This is a genomic window from Butyrivibrio fibrisolvens (genome assembly GCF_023206215.1).
GTDB lineage: Bacteria > Bacillota > Clostridia > Lachnospirales > Lachnospiraceae > Butyrivibrio > Butyrivibrio fibrisolvens_C.
The window spans coordinates 3,435,856-3,454,573 of record NZ_CP065800.1 but is presented as its reverse complement, the minus strand read 5'-3'; the positions used below and the strand labels follow the sequence as shown (position 1 = coordinate 3,454,573).

General features: G+C 40.5%; 14 protein-coding genes. 7 read left to right on the top strand and 7 right to left on the bottom strand.

The genetic code is table 11. The annotated features are described in order from the left end of the window. Nucleotides 1-20 precede the first annotated feature (20 nt). On the top strand, nucleotides 21-818 hold the full coding sequence (locus I7804_RS14370; protein WP_027216206.1) for an RnfABCDGE type electron transport complex subunit B: 798 nt from the start codon (nucleotides 21-23) through the stop codon (nucleotides 816-818). Nucleotides 819-993: 175 nt separating this feature from the next. Here the strand turns inward: I7804_RS14370 and I7804_RS14365 are convergent, their stop codons facing one another. The 4 genes from I7804_RS14365 to I7804_RS19140 all read right to left on the bottom strand — a co-directional run bounded on the left by I7804_RS14365 (nucleotide 994) and on the right by I7804_RS19140 (nucleotide 4,102). After that, nucleotides 994-2,109: an HD domain-containing protein gene (locus tag I7804_RS14365; RefSeq protein ID WP_248403973.1), complete on the bottom strand. Its 1,116-nt coding sequence runs from the start codon at nucleotides 2,107-2,109 to the stop codon at nucleotides 994-996. Nucleotides 2,110-2,209: 100 nt separating this feature from the next. Beyond that, a complete protein-coding gene (locus I7804_RS14360; protein ID WP_248403972.1) occupies nucleotides 2,210-3,271 on the bottom strand; it encodes an FAD:protein FMN transferase in 1,062 nt (353 codons plus the stop codon). A gap of 1 nt (nucleotide 3,272) precedes the next feature. Then, nucleotides 3,273-3,710, bottom strand: a complete 438-nt coding sequence (locus I7804_RS19145) for a hypothetical protein (protein ID WP_331477817.1) — start codon at nucleotides 3,708-3,710, stop codon at nucleotides 3,273-3,275. Nucleotides 3,711-3,754: 44 nt separating this feature from the next. Beyond that, nucleotides 3,755-4,102, bottom strand: coding sequence for a hypothetical protein (locus tag I7804_RS19140; protein WP_331477816.1), 348 nt, complete (start codon nucleotides 4,100-4,102; stop codon nucleotides 3,755-3,757). A gap of 329 nt (nucleotides 4,103-4,431) precedes the next feature. Here I7804_RS19140 and thrC point away from each other — a divergent pair, with 329 nt between their 5' ends. Then, a complete protein-coding gene (gene thrC, locus I7804_RS14350; protein WP_248403971.1) occupies nucleotides 4,432-5,919 on the top strand; it encodes a threonine synthase in 1,488 nt (495 codons plus the stop codon). Between the two features lie 255 nt (nucleotides 5,920-6,174). Here the strand turns inward: thrC and I7804_RS14345 are convergent, their stop codons facing one another. Continuing rightward, nucleotides 6,175-7,548, bottom strand: coding sequence for a citrate/2-methylcitrate synthase (locus tag I7804_RS14345; protein WP_022752607.1), 1,374 nt, complete (start codon nucleotides 7,546-7,548; stop codon nucleotides 6,175-6,177). A 541-nt stretch (nucleotides 7,549-8,089) separates the two neighbouring features. Here I7804_RS14345 and deoC point away from each other — a divergent pair. From deoC to I7804_RS14325, 4 genes are all read left to right on the top strand, one after another. Beyond that, nucleotides 8,090-8,749: a deoxyribose-phosphate aldolase gene (gene deoC / locus I7804_RS14340; RefSeq protein WP_022752606.1), complete on the top strand. Its 660-nt coding sequence runs from the start codon at nucleotides 8,090-8,092 to the stop codon at nucleotides 8,747-8,749. Nucleotides 8,750-8,834: 85 nt separating this feature from the next. Beyond that, complete coding sequence (locus I7804_RS14335; RefSeq protein ID WP_248403970.1) at nucleotides 8,835-10,652, top strand: aminopeptidase P family protein; 1,818 nt, start codon at nucleotides 8,835-8,837, stop codon at nucleotides 10,650-10,652. Nucleotides 10,653-10,839: 187 nt separating this feature from the next. Then, nucleotides 10,840-12,600 (top strand): zinc-ribbon domain-containing protein, encoded by a 1,761-nt coding sequence (locus I7804_RS14330; protein WP_248403969.1) that lies wholly within the window; start codon nucleotides 10,840-10,842, stop codon nucleotides 12,598-12,600. Between the two features lie 528 nt (nucleotides 12,601-13,128). After that, nucleotides 13,129-14,805 carry a DUF5722 domain-containing protein gene (locus I7804_RS14325; protein ID WP_248403968.1) on the top strand — a complete coding sequence of 559 codons (1,677 nt, stop codon included), beginning with the start codon at nucleotides 13,129-13,131 and terminating at the stop codon, nucleotides 14,803-14,805. A gap of 189 nt (nucleotides 14,806-14,994) precedes the next feature. On the opposite strand, the gene I7804_RS14320 is transcribed toward I7804_RS14325, so the two are convergent. After that, the gene (locus I7804_RS14320) at nucleotides 14,995-16,809 is read right to left on the bottom strand and encodes a carboxylesterase/lipase family protein (protein WP_248403967.1); all 1,815 of its coding nucleotides are present in this window, start codon (nucleotides 16,807-16,809) and stop codon (nucleotides 14,995-14,997) included. Nucleotides 16,810-16,961: 152 nt separating this feature from the next. Further along, nucleotides 16,962-17,246, bottom strand: coding sequence for an HU family DNA-binding protein (locus tag I7804_RS14315; protein WP_022752599.1), 285 nt, complete (start codon nucleotides 17,244-17,246; stop codon nucleotides 16,962-16,964). A 366-nt stretch (nucleotides 17,247-17,612) separates the two neighbouring features. Here I7804_RS14315 and I7804_RS14310 point away from each other — a divergent pair, with 366 nt between their 5' ends. Further along, nucleotides 17,613-18,542: a hypothetical protein gene (locus I7804_RS14310; RefSeq protein WP_248403966.1), complete on the top strand. Its 930-nt coding sequence runs from the start codon at nucleotides 17,613-17,615 to the stop codon at nucleotides 18,540-18,542. Nucleotides 18,543-18,718 lie beyond the last annotated feature (176 nt).

Here is an 18,718-nt window from a genome sequence, read left to right as displayed (position 1 = left end):
GCGACTTGGAAGGAGAAACTATGTTAAATGGAATATTGATCGCGGTGGCTGTTGTTGCGGGCTGCGGAATCCTGATAGGTCTGATTCTCGGCTATGCCAACATCAAGCTTCACGTAGATGTAGATGAAAAAGAAGCAGCTGTCCTTGACGTTCTACCAGGCAACAACTGCGGCGGCTGCGGATATCCCGGATGTTCGGGATGTGCTGCTGCTATAGCTAAGGGCGAAGCTCCGGTTAATCAGTGTCCGGTAGGTGGCGCTCCTGTAGCAGCTCTTATATCCGAAATCATGGGAGTAGATGCAGGCGAGACAGAAAGGGAAGTTGCTTACGTACACTGCGGAGGCGACTGCGAGCTATCTACAAGGCAGTATGAATATTCAGGTGCCATGGATTGCCGCGTTATCAACCAGCTTCCCGGAAGCGGTCCTAAGACATGTACTTTTGGCTGTCTTGGCGGCGGCTCCTGCGTATCTGTATGTCAGTTTGATGCTATACATATAGTCAATGGAGTGGCAGTAGTAGACAAGGATAGCTGTAAAGCATGCGGCAAGTGCATAGAAATATGTCCAAGAGGCCTTATAGATCTGATTCCTTACAGCGCTACAGAATCTGTAAGATGTAAGTCTCAGGATCCGGGTCAGAAAGTCAATAAATATTGTAAGGTTGGATGTATCTCATGTCATATATGTGAAAAGAACTGTCCGGTAGGCGCTATCACAGTTGAAAATAACCTTGCTCGTATAGATCAGTCCAAGTGTACTCATTGCGGACTTTGCGCATCCAAGTGTCCGAAGAAAGCAATCGAGAAGATCGGATAAAAAAGTAATATAAATCTGATTAAAAAACCTCGTTTCCGTTATGGTAGTGGAAACGAGGTTTTTGTGTTAATGTTATGAATTTAAAATGATTATCAAAGTAGCAAAGATTTATGGTCTGTCTTCCTTGACGAGATTTCCATGATATGGCACCGACTAGGTTTGAAGCCTTAGTATATCACTCCAAAATATGAGGTGCCTCTACAAAGTCCGGGATCTCTACTTCGAAGTCTGTGCTTAGACCGCAACTTGTTATAGCAGCAACATCGAATACGTATCTGTTGTCCATAGTCTTCTGGACATCTGTTATCTCTATATCCCTGTTATGCCAGTCGGCAAGATCCAGAATGGTGTTATCCTTAAAAGTCAGAATTGTTGGTCTGAATATATCATCTTTATTTTCTGCAAGAACCAATGCTTTCTCATGGTTATTAAGTTCAACTGTTATACCACAGGAGAGAATGTTGACACTGTCTATAAGGGCATCAACGATCTTTTTGTCATATACATTCTCATGAAGAAGTGTGCGGATGGCTGTTACTTCTGAAGCAGGTTCGCCTGCATTTTGCATAGCTGTCATCCTGTCGTAGGCGTTGGCTACAAGCAGAATCTTTGCACCAAGGACTGCATTTGGATTGGGTTTTTGTTTACTTCCATGAGCCTGAACGCATATACGCTTGATATCGGGACTATCTGTGTATAGAGATTCGATAAGATTAAATCCCTTGGTCATATAATCTTCCGGGATATCAGAACTTTCACCGGAAAAAGAAGGATTGTCCGAAATGAACAGGATCTTGCCAAGCTCGTGTATGACAGCAGCTGTTACAACTTTCATCTGGTCTATGGGAGAGGTGTTTAGCTTATTGGCTATCATGGCACACAGCATAGCAACGCTAAGAGTATGCCTGAATATATGATCTTCTTTGGTTCTAAGATCCTGACTGAAATTAATCTTGCTATCAAGATGACCGTAATTCTGGATTATATCTGCAACTATGAACTGAGTTTTGGACAAAGTCTCTTTAGATACTATAAGTTCAAGCTCCTGCTTAATGGCATAAACATTCATAGTCTGGAATCTTTCGAAGTCTATATCAGCTTGAGTCATGGGAGGAACTGGTTCGGCAGGCTCTAGAATAAACATGCCCATAAGACCGAAATTTTTAATGCTGGCAATCCCGGATTCATTGATTTTGGAATTACGATCGTATAGAAGTATTCCGTTTTTGGAGTATACAGGCCTCGCCAGACGCATGCCTGCTTTCATATTATCTATTTTTACAAAACGCATCGTAATCCTCCGGCGGAGAATAGTCGTTGTAACGAGCATATATTAACGCTTATATAAACATATTATCACTATATTGAAAGCTATGCAATTTCGCTTGATTTCATTTAGTTAATCCGGAGCTGTAGGTTATAGAATAGTCGCTGTATACAAAGGCTGCTTCTACGCTGTCTAACGATTCTATTAGTTCCATGCCCTTTGAAGGGCCCAGTACGAAGCAGGCTGTAGAGAGAGCGTCACCGTCTACCGAATTGCTTGATAGTATTGTGACGCTGTAAAGGCCATTATTAACAGGATAGCCGGTTTTGGGGTCTAATATATGGTGATAGATAGTATCGTCTATTTTGAAGTAGCGTTCATAGACGCCTGAAGTAACAACAGATTTATCTACAGTAGATACTGTAGTCACGTAGTCGCCTGCATTACCAAAAGGCTTTTCTACTCCTACTGTAAAAGAGGTGTTATCGGGCTTTGAACCAACAAGAAGAGCATTGCCACCTAGATTTATAATGGCAGATCGCACTCCTTGTTGAACCAGATATTCTTTTAACTTATCAGCTATAAAGCCTTTGGCAATAGCGCCTAGTTCTATCTTAACATCAGGATCTGTAAGCGTTACGATAGAGTTATCCTTATCGACAACGATAGTATTATAATCAGTGTGTTCTAAAGCTTTCTGAATGTCTGCATCGCCTGGTACTACGTGATCTTTTTCATCATCAGATGTAAAATCCCACAATGAGATAACACTATAAAGAGCCGGGTTAAAAGCCCCATCTGTAAGTTTGGCATAATATAAAGCTGTATCAAGAAGGGAGATGGTTTCGGGACTGACCTTGACAGGTGCGCCCGCAGAATTATTGATCTTCCATATATCAGAATCTTCTTTTGATGCCGAAAGAAGGTTGTCATAGTATGCTGCAAGTTCCATGCATCCGTCGAGAATGCTTTCGTCCTGCTTATCATAGATGCGTACATTTATGACTGTATCAAAATAAAACGAAGTCCTATCGACATAGTCCGAAGAGGACGCGGCTTGATAGCCGCATCCTGTCAGACCTGCAAGAAGGAGAGAAGCAAGCATTGCTACTATGATGATCATTGCGATAATAGCAAAGAAACGCTGCTTGCGGTCCCTCTTAGAAGTGTTTGTGTTATTTGACATATTACCTGACTTCCATTTCGTTATAATTTTGTATACGCTTTGATATTTTAACACGCGTATAGATATCAGCATAGTCCTTGGAACTTAAATCTTCAATATAGTTTAGTTCATATTTTTTCTTAACACCTTTTTTAAGAAGGATATCAGCGGCTTTATTATAGGCAATCGCTGCTTCGTATTCCGTGTTGTAATGGCCTATAACGTAGGAACTTCTGATATGGATCACAGCTTTGTAACGCTGAAAACCCTTCTCAGTGTACATACGTACGCCCCGGTATCTGTTGATGATCTCTATATTCTGGTATCTAAGATCTGTGGAATCTGAGTTGATGAATCTATAGTCGCGCCCTGCCACTGCGTATGGAGGGATACCATACCTTGAATATATGCTGATCTGGCTGCCGTAGTCAGCTACGAACAGATGTGATCCTCTTCGCATTATAGAGTGCGAAGAATAGTAGAACAGATCATCAATATCGAATGTCAGAATGTCATTATATGACAGATAGTATAGGAAAAAATCTTTTTTAATAATATAGGTGTTCCTATATATACTCCCTGATCTCTGAAATTGACAAGTATTACGCATTTCTGGAAAGAAAGCGCATAATCTTTTTTCCAGTCTTTGAGCTCCCAGGCAGAGTTCTCGATAATGCCCCTTGCTTCAAGATATGCTGCGTGTGCCATCATGGGATTGTCATAAGAACCAAGGGCAATGTGCTTGCCCTTGTGAGTGATTGAAGCTCTGTAATAGGTGGATCCGTCCTTGTAAACGGCGGTTTGTACGCCGGATAGAGTGGTCAGATTCTCCATACTCAACTTTAACCTCATGTCGCGAGCAAAGCGAGTGGCTAATGGTTCAAATTGGTGGAGCTCGCGGCACCAATTTGGGTTTGAAAGTGAAACACTTTCAAACTTAACCTCATGTCGCGAGTGAAACGAGTGACTAATGGTTCAAATTGGTGGAGCTCGCGACATCAATTTGGGTTTGAAAGTGAAACACTTTCAAACGTTGCTCTCTTAGTGAAAAATAATGAATATTGATGTATAAATATACATTATTTGTTTGAATTGCTTGTTCCCTAACTTGAGTAATGTATGGTACAATGTGCATTAAAGTTTAGTTATCTATATTTTACCATGTACAGGAGGCAATATCCATGGCAGATGTAATTTATTCAAGTACAAGAGGGGCGGATCTTAAAGTAAAGGCATCAGAAGCTGTGCTTCGCGGCCTTGCACCGGATGGGGGACTTTTTGTTCCGGATCATATTCCGCATCTTGATAAGACACTTAAAGAAATCTCACAGATGAATTATCAGCAGACTGCTTATGAAGTTATGAAGCTGATGCTCACTGACTATACCGAAGAAGAACTTAAGTATTGCATTGAACATGCTTATGATTCCAAATTTGATACTAAAGAGATTGCACCTTTGACACAGGCAGGCGGAGCATATTACCTCGAGCTCTACCATGGACGTACTATTGCATTTAAGGATATGGCTCTTTCCATCCTTCCATACCTTATGACAACGGCTGCCAAGAAGAACAATGTTAAGAATGAGATCGTAATCCTGACTGCTACAAGTGGTGATACAGGTAAGGCGGCACTTGCAGGCTTTGCAGATGTTCCGGGTACCAGGATCATCGTATTCTATCCCAAGCATGGAGTATCCCCTATCCAGGAGAAGCAGATGGTGACTCAGGAAGGTGCTAATACATGCGTAGTTGGTATTGAAGGTAACTTCGACGATGCTCAGACGGGAGTTAAGAAGCTCTTTACTGATAATGAGCTTGCAGCTAAGATGGATGAAGCCGGATACCAGTTCTCATCAGCTAACTCTATCAACATCGGACGTCTTGTTCCTCAGATCGTATACTATGTATATGCATATACAAGACTTCTTAAAGATGGCAGTATCAAAGACGGCGATCCTATCAATGTAGTAGTTCCTACTGGCAACTTTGGTAATATCCTTGCTGCATATTATGCTAAGAAGATGGGACTTCCGATTGCCAAGCTTATCTGCGCTAGTAACTCTAACAAGGTATTGTATGATTTCTTCCAGACAGGAAGCTATGATAGAAACAGAGACTTCGTACTTACAAGCTCACCTTCAATGGATATCCTCATCTCTTCAAACCTTGAGAGACTTATCTACCATATCGCAGGTAATGACTCAGGCGCTGATGCAGCATATATGAACAATCTTGCTACTACAGGCAAGTATGAGATCACAGACGAAATGAAAGCAAAGCTCTCAGATTTTTACGGCGGATTTGCTACAGAGGATGAGACCAAAGATGCTATATCAAGCCTTTATAATGCTACAGGCTATGTGATCGATACACATACAGCAGTTGCAAGCCATGTATATGATCAGTATAAAAAAGAAACAAATGATAACACAGTCACAGTTATAGCTTCTACTGCAAGTCCTTTCAAGTTTACAAGAGCTGTCCTTGGAGCTATCGATAAGGCAGAAGATGATGACGATTTCAAACTTGCTGATCAGCTTGCAGCAAAAGCAGGACTTGAGATTCCTGAAGCAGTATCTTCTATCAGAAACGCACCTGTTCGTCACAATACAGTTGTAGAAGTTCCTGATATGGAAAAGGCAGTAAAGAACTTCCTTAATATGTGATAACTGTATAAGGCCCAAAACATAAGTTTTATTGGGCAATAATCCATAAATTCAATAATCTTTTGATATTTGCATAATTAAAAAAGCCGGTCTCTTATTTGAATATAAAAGAACGGCTTTTTTATTTGTCTTAAGTTTCATATCTAGTGTACTGACTCGTTCATATTTGATCAAATATGAATGAGCCAGCACACTAGCGTGATAGCTCATAAAAAATGTAGAGTTCACCGCGCGGCTGTGTAAAGCTGTATATTTTTATACGCGCTTATTTATAGGTATATATGGCATATCAGGACCGATTGCCTTATATGCGGGACGGATGATCTTGCCGTTATTGGCGAGCTCTTCCATACGGTGTGCGCTCCAGCCGACGATACGAGCCATTGCAAAGATAGGAGTGTACAGTTCAAGAGGCAGACCCAGCATCTTATATACAAATCCTGAATAGAAATCGACATTGACGCTGACACCCTTATACATCTTTCTCTTTTCAGCAATGATCTTAGGAGCAAGAGTTGCAACCTTGTCGTAAAGTGCATACTCTTTATCGAATCCCTTTTCATGGGCCATCTGTTCTACGAATCCCTTGAATATCTGAGCTCTTGGATCAGACTTTGAATAGACAGCATGGCCTACACCATAGATAAGACCTGCTTTGTCAAAGGCTTCACCGGCAAGGAGTTTCTCGAGATATTCTCGTACCTGATCATCATCTGTCCAGTCACTAAGACTGTTTTCCATATCTTCAAACATCCTAACTACCTTGATGTTGGCACCGCCGTGTCTGGGACCTTTTAAAGAACCGATGGCAGCAGCCATGACGGAATAGGTATCTGTAAGTGAAGATGAGAGTAGGTGCGTAGTAAAACTTGAGTTGTTACCTCCGCCGTGCTCCATGTGAAGTATGAGGCAGATATCCAGAATCTTTGCTTCAAGCTCTGTGTACTGACTGTCAGGGCGCAGCAGATACAGGATATTCTCTGCTGTAGACAGATCAGTCCTTGGCGGATGTATGAACAGAGAATTGCCTTCATGATAATGGTTGTAAGCCTGATATCCGTATATTGCAAGCTCAGGAAAAAGAGCTATAAGAGACATGCATTGTCTTAGTACATTCGGAAGAGAGGTGTCATCCGGATTATCATCATACGAATACAGAGTAAGGACAGATCTTGAGAGTGTGTTCATCATGTCTTTACTGGGAGCTTTCATGATAATATCGCGCACGAAACCGGTAGGAAGACTTCTGTAGAAAAAGAGCGCTTCCTTGAATTCTTCAAGTTCCTTTTTGTTGGGCAATTGTCCGAACAAAAGAAGATATGCAACTTCTTCAAATGCAAAGCGGTTTTCTGTAGTGCTGCCTTTGATGAGCTCTTTAACATTTATTCCGCGATAATACAGCTCACCGTCTTCAGGAAGTGTCTGACCGTTGACCTCTTTGGTAGCGGTGATCTTGGAGATGTGGGTGAGACCTGTAAGTACACCTTTACCGTTAAGATCACGAAGACCTCTTTTTACATCAAAACGAGTATAAAGCTCGGAATCGATAATGTCGGATTTATGGCATAGTTGTGCCAGTTGTTCGATCTGTGGGGTTACAATTGAATATACGTTTCTTTCTTCAGTCAATAAGCCGTCCTCCTTGCCTTTTGAATATTCTCTCGAATATGATGATGTATAGATCAAAATTATCTTCTGAGCTATGCATCAGTTGATGGAAAAATTTGAAAATAATTGATGCAGATGTGGTTGTATTCAATTCTAAAATCGCACACATTTTTGAATCAAAGATTCAAAAATGCAGCAATAGAGCAGGTTGAGTTCACCTTCGGTGAAGGCTCTATTGCCAACAGATTCATTGAATCACGAAACACGCAGTAAATGCGTGTTTCTGTAATTTACGTTCAAGAAGTCATACATCTGTAAAAAATGAATTGCATAACAAGAAAAAGCAATTCATATAAAATAGAACACTTATATTTTACCACAAAAATACGTATTTTTATGCAAGTTTAGGAACTTTTTAGAAAAAATATCCAAAAACTTGTTTCGATATAAAATAGCAAAGTGATGCTATTATTTAGCCTATGTGATATAATCTTATGGTTAATGGAGATAATTTTTTTGTGAAAGATTTTATCTTACTTATTTATTTTTGGAGGTATTGAACATGGAAGATAAGGAGATACTTGGATACATTGATCACACTCTTTTAAAGGCTTTTGCAACCTGGGATGATATCGTAGCACTTTGCGATGAAGCTGTAAAATACGGAACAGCTTCTGTATGTATTCCACAGTCATTTATTAAGAGAGTCCATGAGAAGTATGGAGATAAGCTTACAGTATGTACTGTTATAGGCTTCCCTCTTGGATACAATACAACACATTCTAAGGTTGTTGAGGCACTTGATTCTATCGAGGCTGGTGCAACAGAGATAGATACAGTTGTTAATATCGGTGATGTTAAGGATGGCCGTTTTGATGAAGTCAAGAAGGAACTCATGGAGATCCGTAAGGCTACAGAAGGTCACTGCCTTAAGGTTATCATCGAGACATGCTATCTCACAGACGAAGAGAAGAAGAAACTCTGCCAGATCGTAACAGAGGTTAAGGCTGATTTCATCAAGACTTCTACAGGCTTTGGTACAGCCGGCGCAACAGTAGAGGATGTTAAGCTCTTTGCACAGAACATCGGACCTGATGTTAAGATCAAGGCAGCAGGCGGAATCAGAACTATCGAGGATGCTAAGGCTATGATAGATGCAGGCGCATCTCGTCTTGGCTCATCAGCAGTAGCACCACTTATCGGTGCTAAGTACAATATGTAATATATTGTTTAATAAAAAGATCAGTGTCATAAGTTCCTATGGTACTTATGACATTTGAAATTATAGTGAAAGAAGGATCCAAAAAATGGAAAATGTGGCAGTGAAGAATCGTCTGTCCCTTCTTCGTGCAAAAATGCAGGAGTATGGAATAGACTACTACATGATGCCAACTTCGGATTTTCATAACTCCGAATATGCAGCAGATTTTTTTAAGGCAAGAGAGTATTTTACAGGCTTTACAGGCTCTAACGGAACAGTCCTTGTAAGCAGTGACTGGGCAGGTCTTTGGACTGACGGCCGTTATTTTATACAGGCAGAGAAGGAGATTGAAGGAACCGGTGTAACTCTTTATCGTATGGGCAATGAAGGAGTACCTACACTTTCCGAGTATCTCAAAGACAATATTAAGAAGGGTCAGGTACTTGGCTTTGATGGACGTGTTATCTCTACAGCTATAGGACTTTCTCTTGAAAAGAGTCTTGAGGATCTGGATATAACATTTTCCTATGAAAGAGACCTTGCTGATGAAGTATGGACAGATCGTCCGGCTCTTCCATGTCATGAGATCTATAAACTTAGGGAAGAGCTTTTTGGCAAGAGCTTTAAAGAAAAGCTTGCAGATGTTCGTGCCAAGATGTCTTCATACAAGTGCGACAGTCATTTCCTTAGTAAGCTTGATGATATTACATGGCTCACAAACCTTCGCGGCAATGATGTTGAGTGCAATCCTGTAGCTTTATCATATGCTTTTATCACAATGGATGAGTTCCATCTGTTCGTGCAGGAAGAAGAGCTTACTGATGATGTAAGAAAATATCTTAGCGATAATGATGTTACTGTTCATGGCTATCATGAAGTAATAGATTTCCTTAAGAATAGAAATTATACAGGCAATATACTTGTTGATAAGAATAATATCAACTATTCTACTTACAGAACTCTTATTAAGGCAGCAGGCAAGGACAAGCTTGTATACAATGACAATCCTACTGAGCTCATGAAGGCTATCAAGAATGATACAGAGATCAGAAATATCCGTGAAGTATACCTTCGCGATAGTGCTAAGCTCTGCGAGTTCATGTACTGGGTTAAGACCAATGTTGGCAAGATTCCGATGACAGAGTACAGTGCTGCTATGAAGCTTGATTCTATGCGTGCTGAACTTCCGGGATTTATAGAGCTTTCATTCCCGACAATAAGTGCTTATGGCGCTAATGCAGCAATGATGCATTATGAAGCAACTGAGACTGATTATGCAGAAGTCAAACCTGAAGGAATGCTTCTTGTAGATTCAGGCGGAACATACGAAGGCGGTACAACAGATGTTACAAGAACTATGGTTCTTGGACCTATATCTGATGAGATCAAGAAGCACTATACAGGCTCTTGTATATCTATGCTTCATCTTGCAGATGCCAAGTTCCTTAAGGGATGCACAGGCAGAAACCTTGATATCCTTGCAAGAGAACCCCTTTGGGCTATGGATATAGACTACAAGTGCGGTACAGGACATGGAATCGGATATATGCTCAATGTTCATGAGGGTCCTCATAACATCCGCTGGCAGTATCGTGAAGGAATGAAGGAATATGAGCTTGTTCCGGGTATGATAGTATCTGATGAGCCTGGTGTTTATAAGGAAGGAAGCCACGGAATCCGTCTTGAGAACATAATTGAAGTTGTAGAAGGTACTAAGAATAGTGACGGTCAGTTCCTTAAGTTTAATTTCCTTACATATGCACCTATAGATCTGGAGGCAATAGATACTCAGTATATGCAGCAGTATGATATAGATCTTCTTAATGCATATCACAAGGCTGTATTTGAAAAGGTATCACCTCTTATCAAGGATCAGGCTATAGTTGACTGGCTCAAGGAGCAGACAAGACCTATCAGCAAATAATAAAGGGATTCTTGTTTTAATGTACATACTTTAAAGAATGTATAATAGCTGAAAACTTCGTATTTTATGTAGGACATAAATACAGTACATCAGCATATTAAAAGGGTATTAAAATGGTATATGTTTCCACTTTTAGAAACATATACCATTTGCATAAAAAGCGAAAAAAGTTCGGAGGGAGCTAAATATGATTTGTAATGTGTGTGGAAAAGAGTATCAGGATGGTAATGCGTTCTGCCCTTATTGCGGGTCAAAAACAGCAGCGCCTGGAAGTCAGCCCCAGATGACATATGGAGCTAGTCAAGGCGGTCAGCAGTATGGATCGATGCAGCAAGGACAGGGACAACAGTACACAGGTCAGGTTCAGGGCCAGCAGTTTGGGGGACCGGGACAGGGTCAACAGTATGGAGGACCGGCTAATGGCCAGCAGTATGGAAGCCAAGGTCAGCCACAGCAGTTTGGAGGAGCAGGTCAGCCTTATGGCCAGCCTCAATTTTATAACGGACCTATGCAGCAAGAGCCGCCCAAGAAAAAGAAAAGCCATAAAGGTGCGATAATAGCAATACTTCTTGTTATTGTACTTATTGGATGCGGTGTTGGCGGATTTTTTGGCTACAAATGGTATCGTAACAATTGTTTAGAGAATGCACTTGCCGATGGTGAAGAGCAGTATGCTGACGGCAATTATGATAAAGCTATATCTTTTTATAAAGAAGCACTTAAATATGATGAAGAAAACAAGCAGGCTCTTGATGGAATCAAGAAGTCAGAGCTTGGTAATGCACTTGCAGATGCAAAGGCACTTTGTGATAAGGGATCTTATGATGAAGCAATAGCAGCATATGATAAGATCCTTGAAGATTATCCTGATAATGAGGATGCAACCAAGGGTAAATCCGATACTAAGAAGGCTAAACTTCAGGCACAGATAGCAGCTGATCTGGAAGTTGCTAATGGGTATCTTGATTCCAAAGATTATGAAAATGCCATAACAGCCTACGAGACAGTTCTCAAAGAAGACAGCGGCAATGAAGAAGCTAAAAGCGGTATTGTAACAGCATATAATGCGATTATTGATGCAGATATTGCAGCATCAGACTATGAGACAGCAATGGAAGATGCACAGAAAGCTCTTAAGGCAACAGGAGATGACAGCTTCCAGACAAGAATGGATGATGAGATCTCTCCTAATCTTATACCTGATGTAGATGATGCTTTAGAAGCAGCTGATGATTATCTGATGGATACAACCGGTCTTAGCGCTTCTATCAACAATACCATAGAGTTTTCTATGACTATGAGTTCAGGAACCTATGATTTTGATGGAGAGATAAATGCTTCATTCAAGGGTACTTATGATGATGACACCATAGATCAGGCATATACAAGTTTGGAATATTATATTGATGATAACGAAGGCGATAGTCTTGTAGGACATCATTCAGAAGAGATATTCTGTGATGGCAAGACATTTTCATCCAATTATGATGGTGGCGGATGGGAAGCTGATACAGATGATAACCAGTATTCATATTATGGTATCATGCTCTCTGATAGTATTCTGTTCGATGTAGATCTGATCTCTGATTGCACGATAGATGATACTACTACCGAAATTGATGGAAGACAATGCTTTGTGATCCGTGGTACATTTGGTGCAGGAGATGCAGATACACTTGCAATGTATGCAGAGTTTTTCTATGGTCTTGGTATTGGAGACGATGTAGATTCAGTTACAGCTGAAGTCGTATTGTATCTTGATGCAGAGACATTTGCACCTGTCCGTCAGGAGATAGTGCTTGACAGTCTTGATATGTCACATTTTGCTTCAGATATTTCAGATGCAATGGGAGAAGATGGTATTAAGGTATCAGATGCAACATGTAAGTTTACAATCACTTATGATTCATATGAAGAAGTTGGCGATTTAACACCATCTGATTATTAAATTATCATAATAACGAACGAAAATATAAATTTTCAGTTTATTTATGAAAATGTAGTTGCAATTTGTAGAAGCTGTTATATAATGATGGTAGAAGAACTCGAAAGAGTTCACCTGAGATGTTCGACAATCCTGTCAGTTTTTGAACCTACAGTTACTTTAAACGGGAATCCTATATCTCCTCATTTTCAATGTCACGCCTCCGGCCCTGCGCGTGCGCAGATCAAGCTAAGGGAGAGGAAGACAGCGACTGAGGCTGCGGTAACCCACCTGGCGTTCGCTAGGAGTCAAAAAGCAGGAAACGACATCACCGGGTACAACATGATGACAATGCCGGCGACAACATAGTTTGTCGTCGGCAACTTTTTTATTAATGATTCAAACTTTCCACTTTGATGATACTGTACCGCTTAAGTGGGAGTTAATGACTGACAAGCGTATTCAGTGAGTACCTATATTTATTTGAAATAGGCCCCACTGCATGATATAGTAAAAAGAGTGGATTAAATATATTTATTCTGGAGGATATTGATGAATAAGAAGAGCAGGAATACAATCATCGGATCTATTGTAGTAGCCATGCTTGCAGTTATTGCAGCAGTTGTAGTATCCGGAATCTCTTTCTGGAACAGTTCAGTAGATTCAGAGGCAGCAGGAAGACCTGTAAAGATCGATTCTGTTACCATTGTGGGAAGTGACGTTGTAGCACAGATCTCATGTAGTTCTATTCCGTCAAGTGATGATGGAGTCTTCTATCTCTATGGAAATGAAGTATATGAAGATGGTGCAACCGGCAAGGTAGTTGCGACTACCAAGACAGCTAAGAGTGCGACATTAACATTCCCTCTTAATCTTAATTCAGAAGATTCAAATCTTAGCCGTAAATTCCTTGTAGTAGTCAAGCAGGGTGGTAACCTTGTTCAGGTAAGTGATGAGCACTATATTACAAATCCTGAAGCTGTAGCAACTTATACATCTATTCGTAATGACCATGGTATCAAGGGCCTTCTTGCAGATCTTGAGATGGAAGATGTATATGAGCTTTCAGAGCTTGGCCTTCAGCAGGTTATCTACAACTTCGATCTTGGTACAGTATGCGGACTTACAGATGATCCTGCATATCCTACTATCGAGTATACATATGACGGAACAACATATTATTTTAACGGTCATACAGTAACAAGCTATGACACACTTATATCTCAGTGGAACAACATGGGACTTCAGGTTACTATGGTAATCCTTAACTCTGATGATGTTCAGTCACCTTATACAGCTGACCTTATGCATCCTGATTCAAGAGACGGACATGAGTGCCCTGGATATGCTTTTAACACAGCAGAAGAGGGCGGTACTAAGCACCTTAAGGCTATCGCAGCATTCCTTGGTGAGAGATATTCCGGAATGACTGGTCATGGCCAGGTTGATAACTGGTGTATAGGTAACGAAGTTAATGCAAGAACTGAGTGGTATTACCTTCAGTCAGATGATCTTGATACCAATGTTAATGCTTATGTAAAGGCATTCCGTATCTTCTATAACGGTATCAAGTCAATGAACGGCAGTGCTAATATCTACAATTCGATCGATCAGGAGTGGAACCGTAAGTCTAATCCCGGATGTTTCCTTAGTAAGGCATATCTTGATACATTCAATTACTACATGAACAGAGAAGGTAACATTAACTGGGGACTTTCATTCCATCCTTATAACTCACCACTTTTTGATCCATATGCGTGGAAGGGACAGTCACAGTATGTAAGCAGAAACATTAAGACACCTTACATCACAATGCAGAATATTGATGTTCTTATCGATTATATGCACCAGGCTGATTTCCTTGCACCTGACGGAAGCGTACGTAGTATCTCACTTGCAGAGCAGGGCTACACTTCAAGCTTTGGCGAAGACTATCAGAGTGCTTCACTTGTGTATAGCTACCTGATGGCAGCATCTTATCCTGATATTGATGCATTCCTTCTGTTCAGACAGACAGATAATGCTCATGAGATGGAATCCAATCTTGCTCTTGGTCTTAACAACCTTGACGGAACCCATAAGCCTGCATACTACTTCTATCAGGCAATGGGAGCTGCTAATCAGCAGGAGTACATTGATAAGGCTTCCAATATCATCGGAATGGATGTACAGTATCTTGTAGATAACAGAATCCTTCTGACAAGAAGCGGCTGGTCATTAAACGACTGATGCATATATTGTTTTGAATAATATCATATAAATACTAAAGGCTATCTAAACCGTACGAATGGAATAGATAGCCTTTTTTGAATTCAAGGAGACTTAGCAGATGGAAAGAAAAAAATTTATAAGAGTTCCTATAAACAAAAAAGCAAAGCGGCGATTCAAGATCGTCGCTTTTGCTATCTTAAACGTAGTTTATGAAATTGTTGACTGCTGGTACAAGTCGATGATCTTGTATAGTTCTGTATTAGGATCGTCGATCATCTTGATCTGTGTATCCAGCTGAAGGAGTTGATCCTGGTCAGCTGATCTCATCTTCCATTCAGGAAGGCCTTCGCCATTTGGATTGCCGGTCTTTGCAAAGTTGACCCAGTACTGCTGCATTATTTCTGAGAGCGCGTAATCTTCTTCATCGTAGAGCCTAGGGTGTCTCCAGAGATTACCATAGGCATAAGGAAGTTCGCCTGCGTGATAGTTGGATAGTATATTATTTGTTTTAGTAAAATAGTATTCGTAGCATGGGACATTCTGCGCTATCAGATAATTGTTCCATACATAATGTGAGTAGCTAAACCATAGAGCTGAGTAGCTTATATTAAGAGCTCCCTTGGCATCTCCCATTGCATCTACTATGAAGTGCTGATCTCTTTGAGGAGAGTCTGCCGGAACAACTTTGGCCATATCATCTGCATATGGTCCAAGGGCATCTGACAAAAGATCTACATAATTATCACTTGTTGCCTTAGTTCCTAAAAGGAATGCATCAGCTTCTTTTGCATTAAAGCCGTTTAGAAGAGCTTTCTCATGGTTTTGACCCTTTTCATAGGTTAGATATGGCTGCTCAACTATCGCATAGCCATCTATAGTCATAGCTGACTGGACAGAAGAGGATGTAAGAAGCTTATCAGCAGGAATATCTCTAAGCTCTTTGGACGAAGATACTCCAAACTCATCTCTTACTATATCGCCCTGCTCTAAAGCTTCATCATAGCTTCTGAAAGTATGATAGGGCTTATAAGCTACTATTCCACTAGACTCTGCAATTGCATATCTAAATAGTCCTTCTGTCAGAGGAGATACGCACAAGGCATTAACACTTGAAGCTCCGGCTGACTCCCCGGCGATGGTTATCTTCTCGGGATCACCGCCAAAGGCTTCTATATTGTCATATACCCACTGGAGCGCAGCTATCTGGTCGAGGAGTCCGTAGTTACCTGTGGTGCCATTCTCAGATTCTGCTTTAAGGTCATCGGCAGTATAGTAGCCGAATACTCCAAGGCGGTAAGCAAAATCTACGAATATAACACCTCTTTTAGCCAGATCTTCACCTCTGTACTCTGTATATGAAGGATGGCCTGTAGTAAGGCTTCCTCCATGGATGTAGAAGATAACAGGAAGTGGCTCATCACCGGCATCTTCCGGTGCGAATATATTAAGATACAGGCAGTCTTCACTCATCTCTTCAATATACTCATCTCCGAATTTGATCTGATAATCATGCCAGCCAAGGATGTGTGAGAGACTATCATACAATGGATTTGACCTTGACTGCATAGCCATAGGACCGAATTCATCACATTCTCTTACACCTTCCCAGCTATCAGGAGATTGAGGCTCTTTGAATCTAAGATCACCAATAGGAGCTTTGGCATAAGGAATGCCGGCATATACTTTTACTGAGTGATCTTTATTATAAACACCTGTAAGATCGCCTTGAGAGATACTGACTACCTCTGTAACATCGGGATTCTTGTTGTCTACAGCAGGAACTCTCTTGTAAGGCGGCGTGGTAGATATATAATTTATTCCAAATACTGCAAAAAGGATTATCCATAAGAGTAGTGAAGTCTTAAAGGATGAATTTCCTGATCTTTTGAAAAATAAATGTGCGATAATCACGCCACATGATGCCATTATTCCGATAACCCAGCTGATAAGTATATTTTTGGACAATTCCAAAACAGCTATATATAGTACAGTTATCAGAATGATTCCAATATAAAAAAGCATTACTGGTTCTCCTTGAGTAAATAAATTGCACGCAATCGAACATGCAAGAGTTATTCTATACTATATTCGGCAAAATGTCACAGATAATAAAATTATTTTTTTATAAACTAAAAAAGGAGCTGTCAGAAGACAGCCCCGGTGATACTATTTCATTATTTCTTCTTGCCGTTAACAGCGTCCTTAAGAGCCTTACCAGGTTTAAACTTAGGAGCGATAGCTGCAGGAATCTTGATTGTAGCGCCAGTCTGAGGGTTCTTACCATTTCTTGCAGCTCTCTTAGCTGTCTCGAATGTACCGAAACCAACAAGCTGTACTTTGCCTTTCTTCTTCAGAGTCTTTGTTACAGCATCAACAAATGCCGTAACTGCCTTTTCAGAATCTTTCTTTGAAAGACCTGTCTGCTTTGCGATTGCATCAACGAGTTCTGCTTTGTTCATCTGTTTTTTCCTCCGTTTAAGTATTGAAATTAACTAACTAAGCACATTCTAGCACTGTGAGTGCAAAAAAACAAGCATAAATAGACGGTTTAAGATAAAATAATCAAAATTTTTCGCTTTATACCTTGATTTGTGTGATAATTAAGCCTAAAAATGCACTTATTCACTCTGATTTTCTACATCGTACGCAAAGAGAATGCTAATTTTATGCCATTTTCTTTAATCACAGTACAGGGTTAATTATGTACAATGACCTACCGACTGGTAGTATAATAGTTCGTATTAGACTACTCAAACTTTATGCTTGAATGGAGCAGTATCATTAAAGCTTAAAGTATGAGTTAAAATACTTAAAAGGATAATGATATGATTATTGTTTTGTGTGCGCTGTATCCTGAAGCGGAGCCTGTCATAAAGAAGCTGTCCTTGAAGCAGGACAAGGCAGATAGATTTTATAAAAAGTATTGTAATAATGATAATAGTATATGCCTTTATATTACGGGCCCGGGGCCTATAAATGCTGCAACTGCAGCTTCCTACGCTCTAGCTGAAAATAAGACTGATATTGATGACATACAAATAGTTAACTTCGGAAGTTGTGCTTTTCTTGATGGTAATGTAAAGCCGTCCGGGATCTGCCTGTGCAGCAAGATTGTTAATATTGATAGTGGCAGGACCTTCTATCCTGATATGCTCCTTAAGTCAAGCCTTGATGAAGCGACGATAGTAACAGGCAGCAGGATCTATGAAAAGAAGTTTGAAAATGGCAAAGGCGAATCCCTCGTTTCTAACAATGAGGGGCGAACTTTGCAGGAATCTTTTTTAGAAAAAACAGTTCCCTTTTTATATGACATGGAGGCAGCTGCTATATATGAGGCCGCTTCTCATTTTGTAGGACCTCATCAGATGCATTTCCTAAAATATATCACAGATGAAGGTGATGGTAGGATCACTCCAGAGATTGTGAGAACAAGAGCACAGGAGTCACTGGATGACGTAGTAGAATATCTGAAGGCTCTTGAACTTCTTGCAGATAATCTGGCAGTATCAGATCTAAGCGATGGGCTTCTTTCTATACAAGATCGTCTCATAGAAGACCTCCATGCCTCTTTTACCATGCAGCATCAGATACACCAGCTGCTTAGATATGCTGATATTGCCGGCATAGACTGTGAAAAGATTCTTACGAAGCTCTATGACGATGGCAAGCTTCCATGCAGAGATAAGCGCCAGGGTCTTAAAGTGTTAGAAGAAGTGAGATCTTATATAGATGGGAGTACTGAAGCTACGGAGTGATGTTTCGGCGCCAGACCGTATATGCAGTCAATGAGCTGATGAGCTTTTCGACATGGCTGAGGAGATCATCGCTGTAAGATAGTCAAAACCAGACTCATCAGATCGCATAAACACTGATATTATAAGGAGCTTCAAACCTTGTGCTTGGAGCTCTTTTTTCGTACAATAAAGGAACA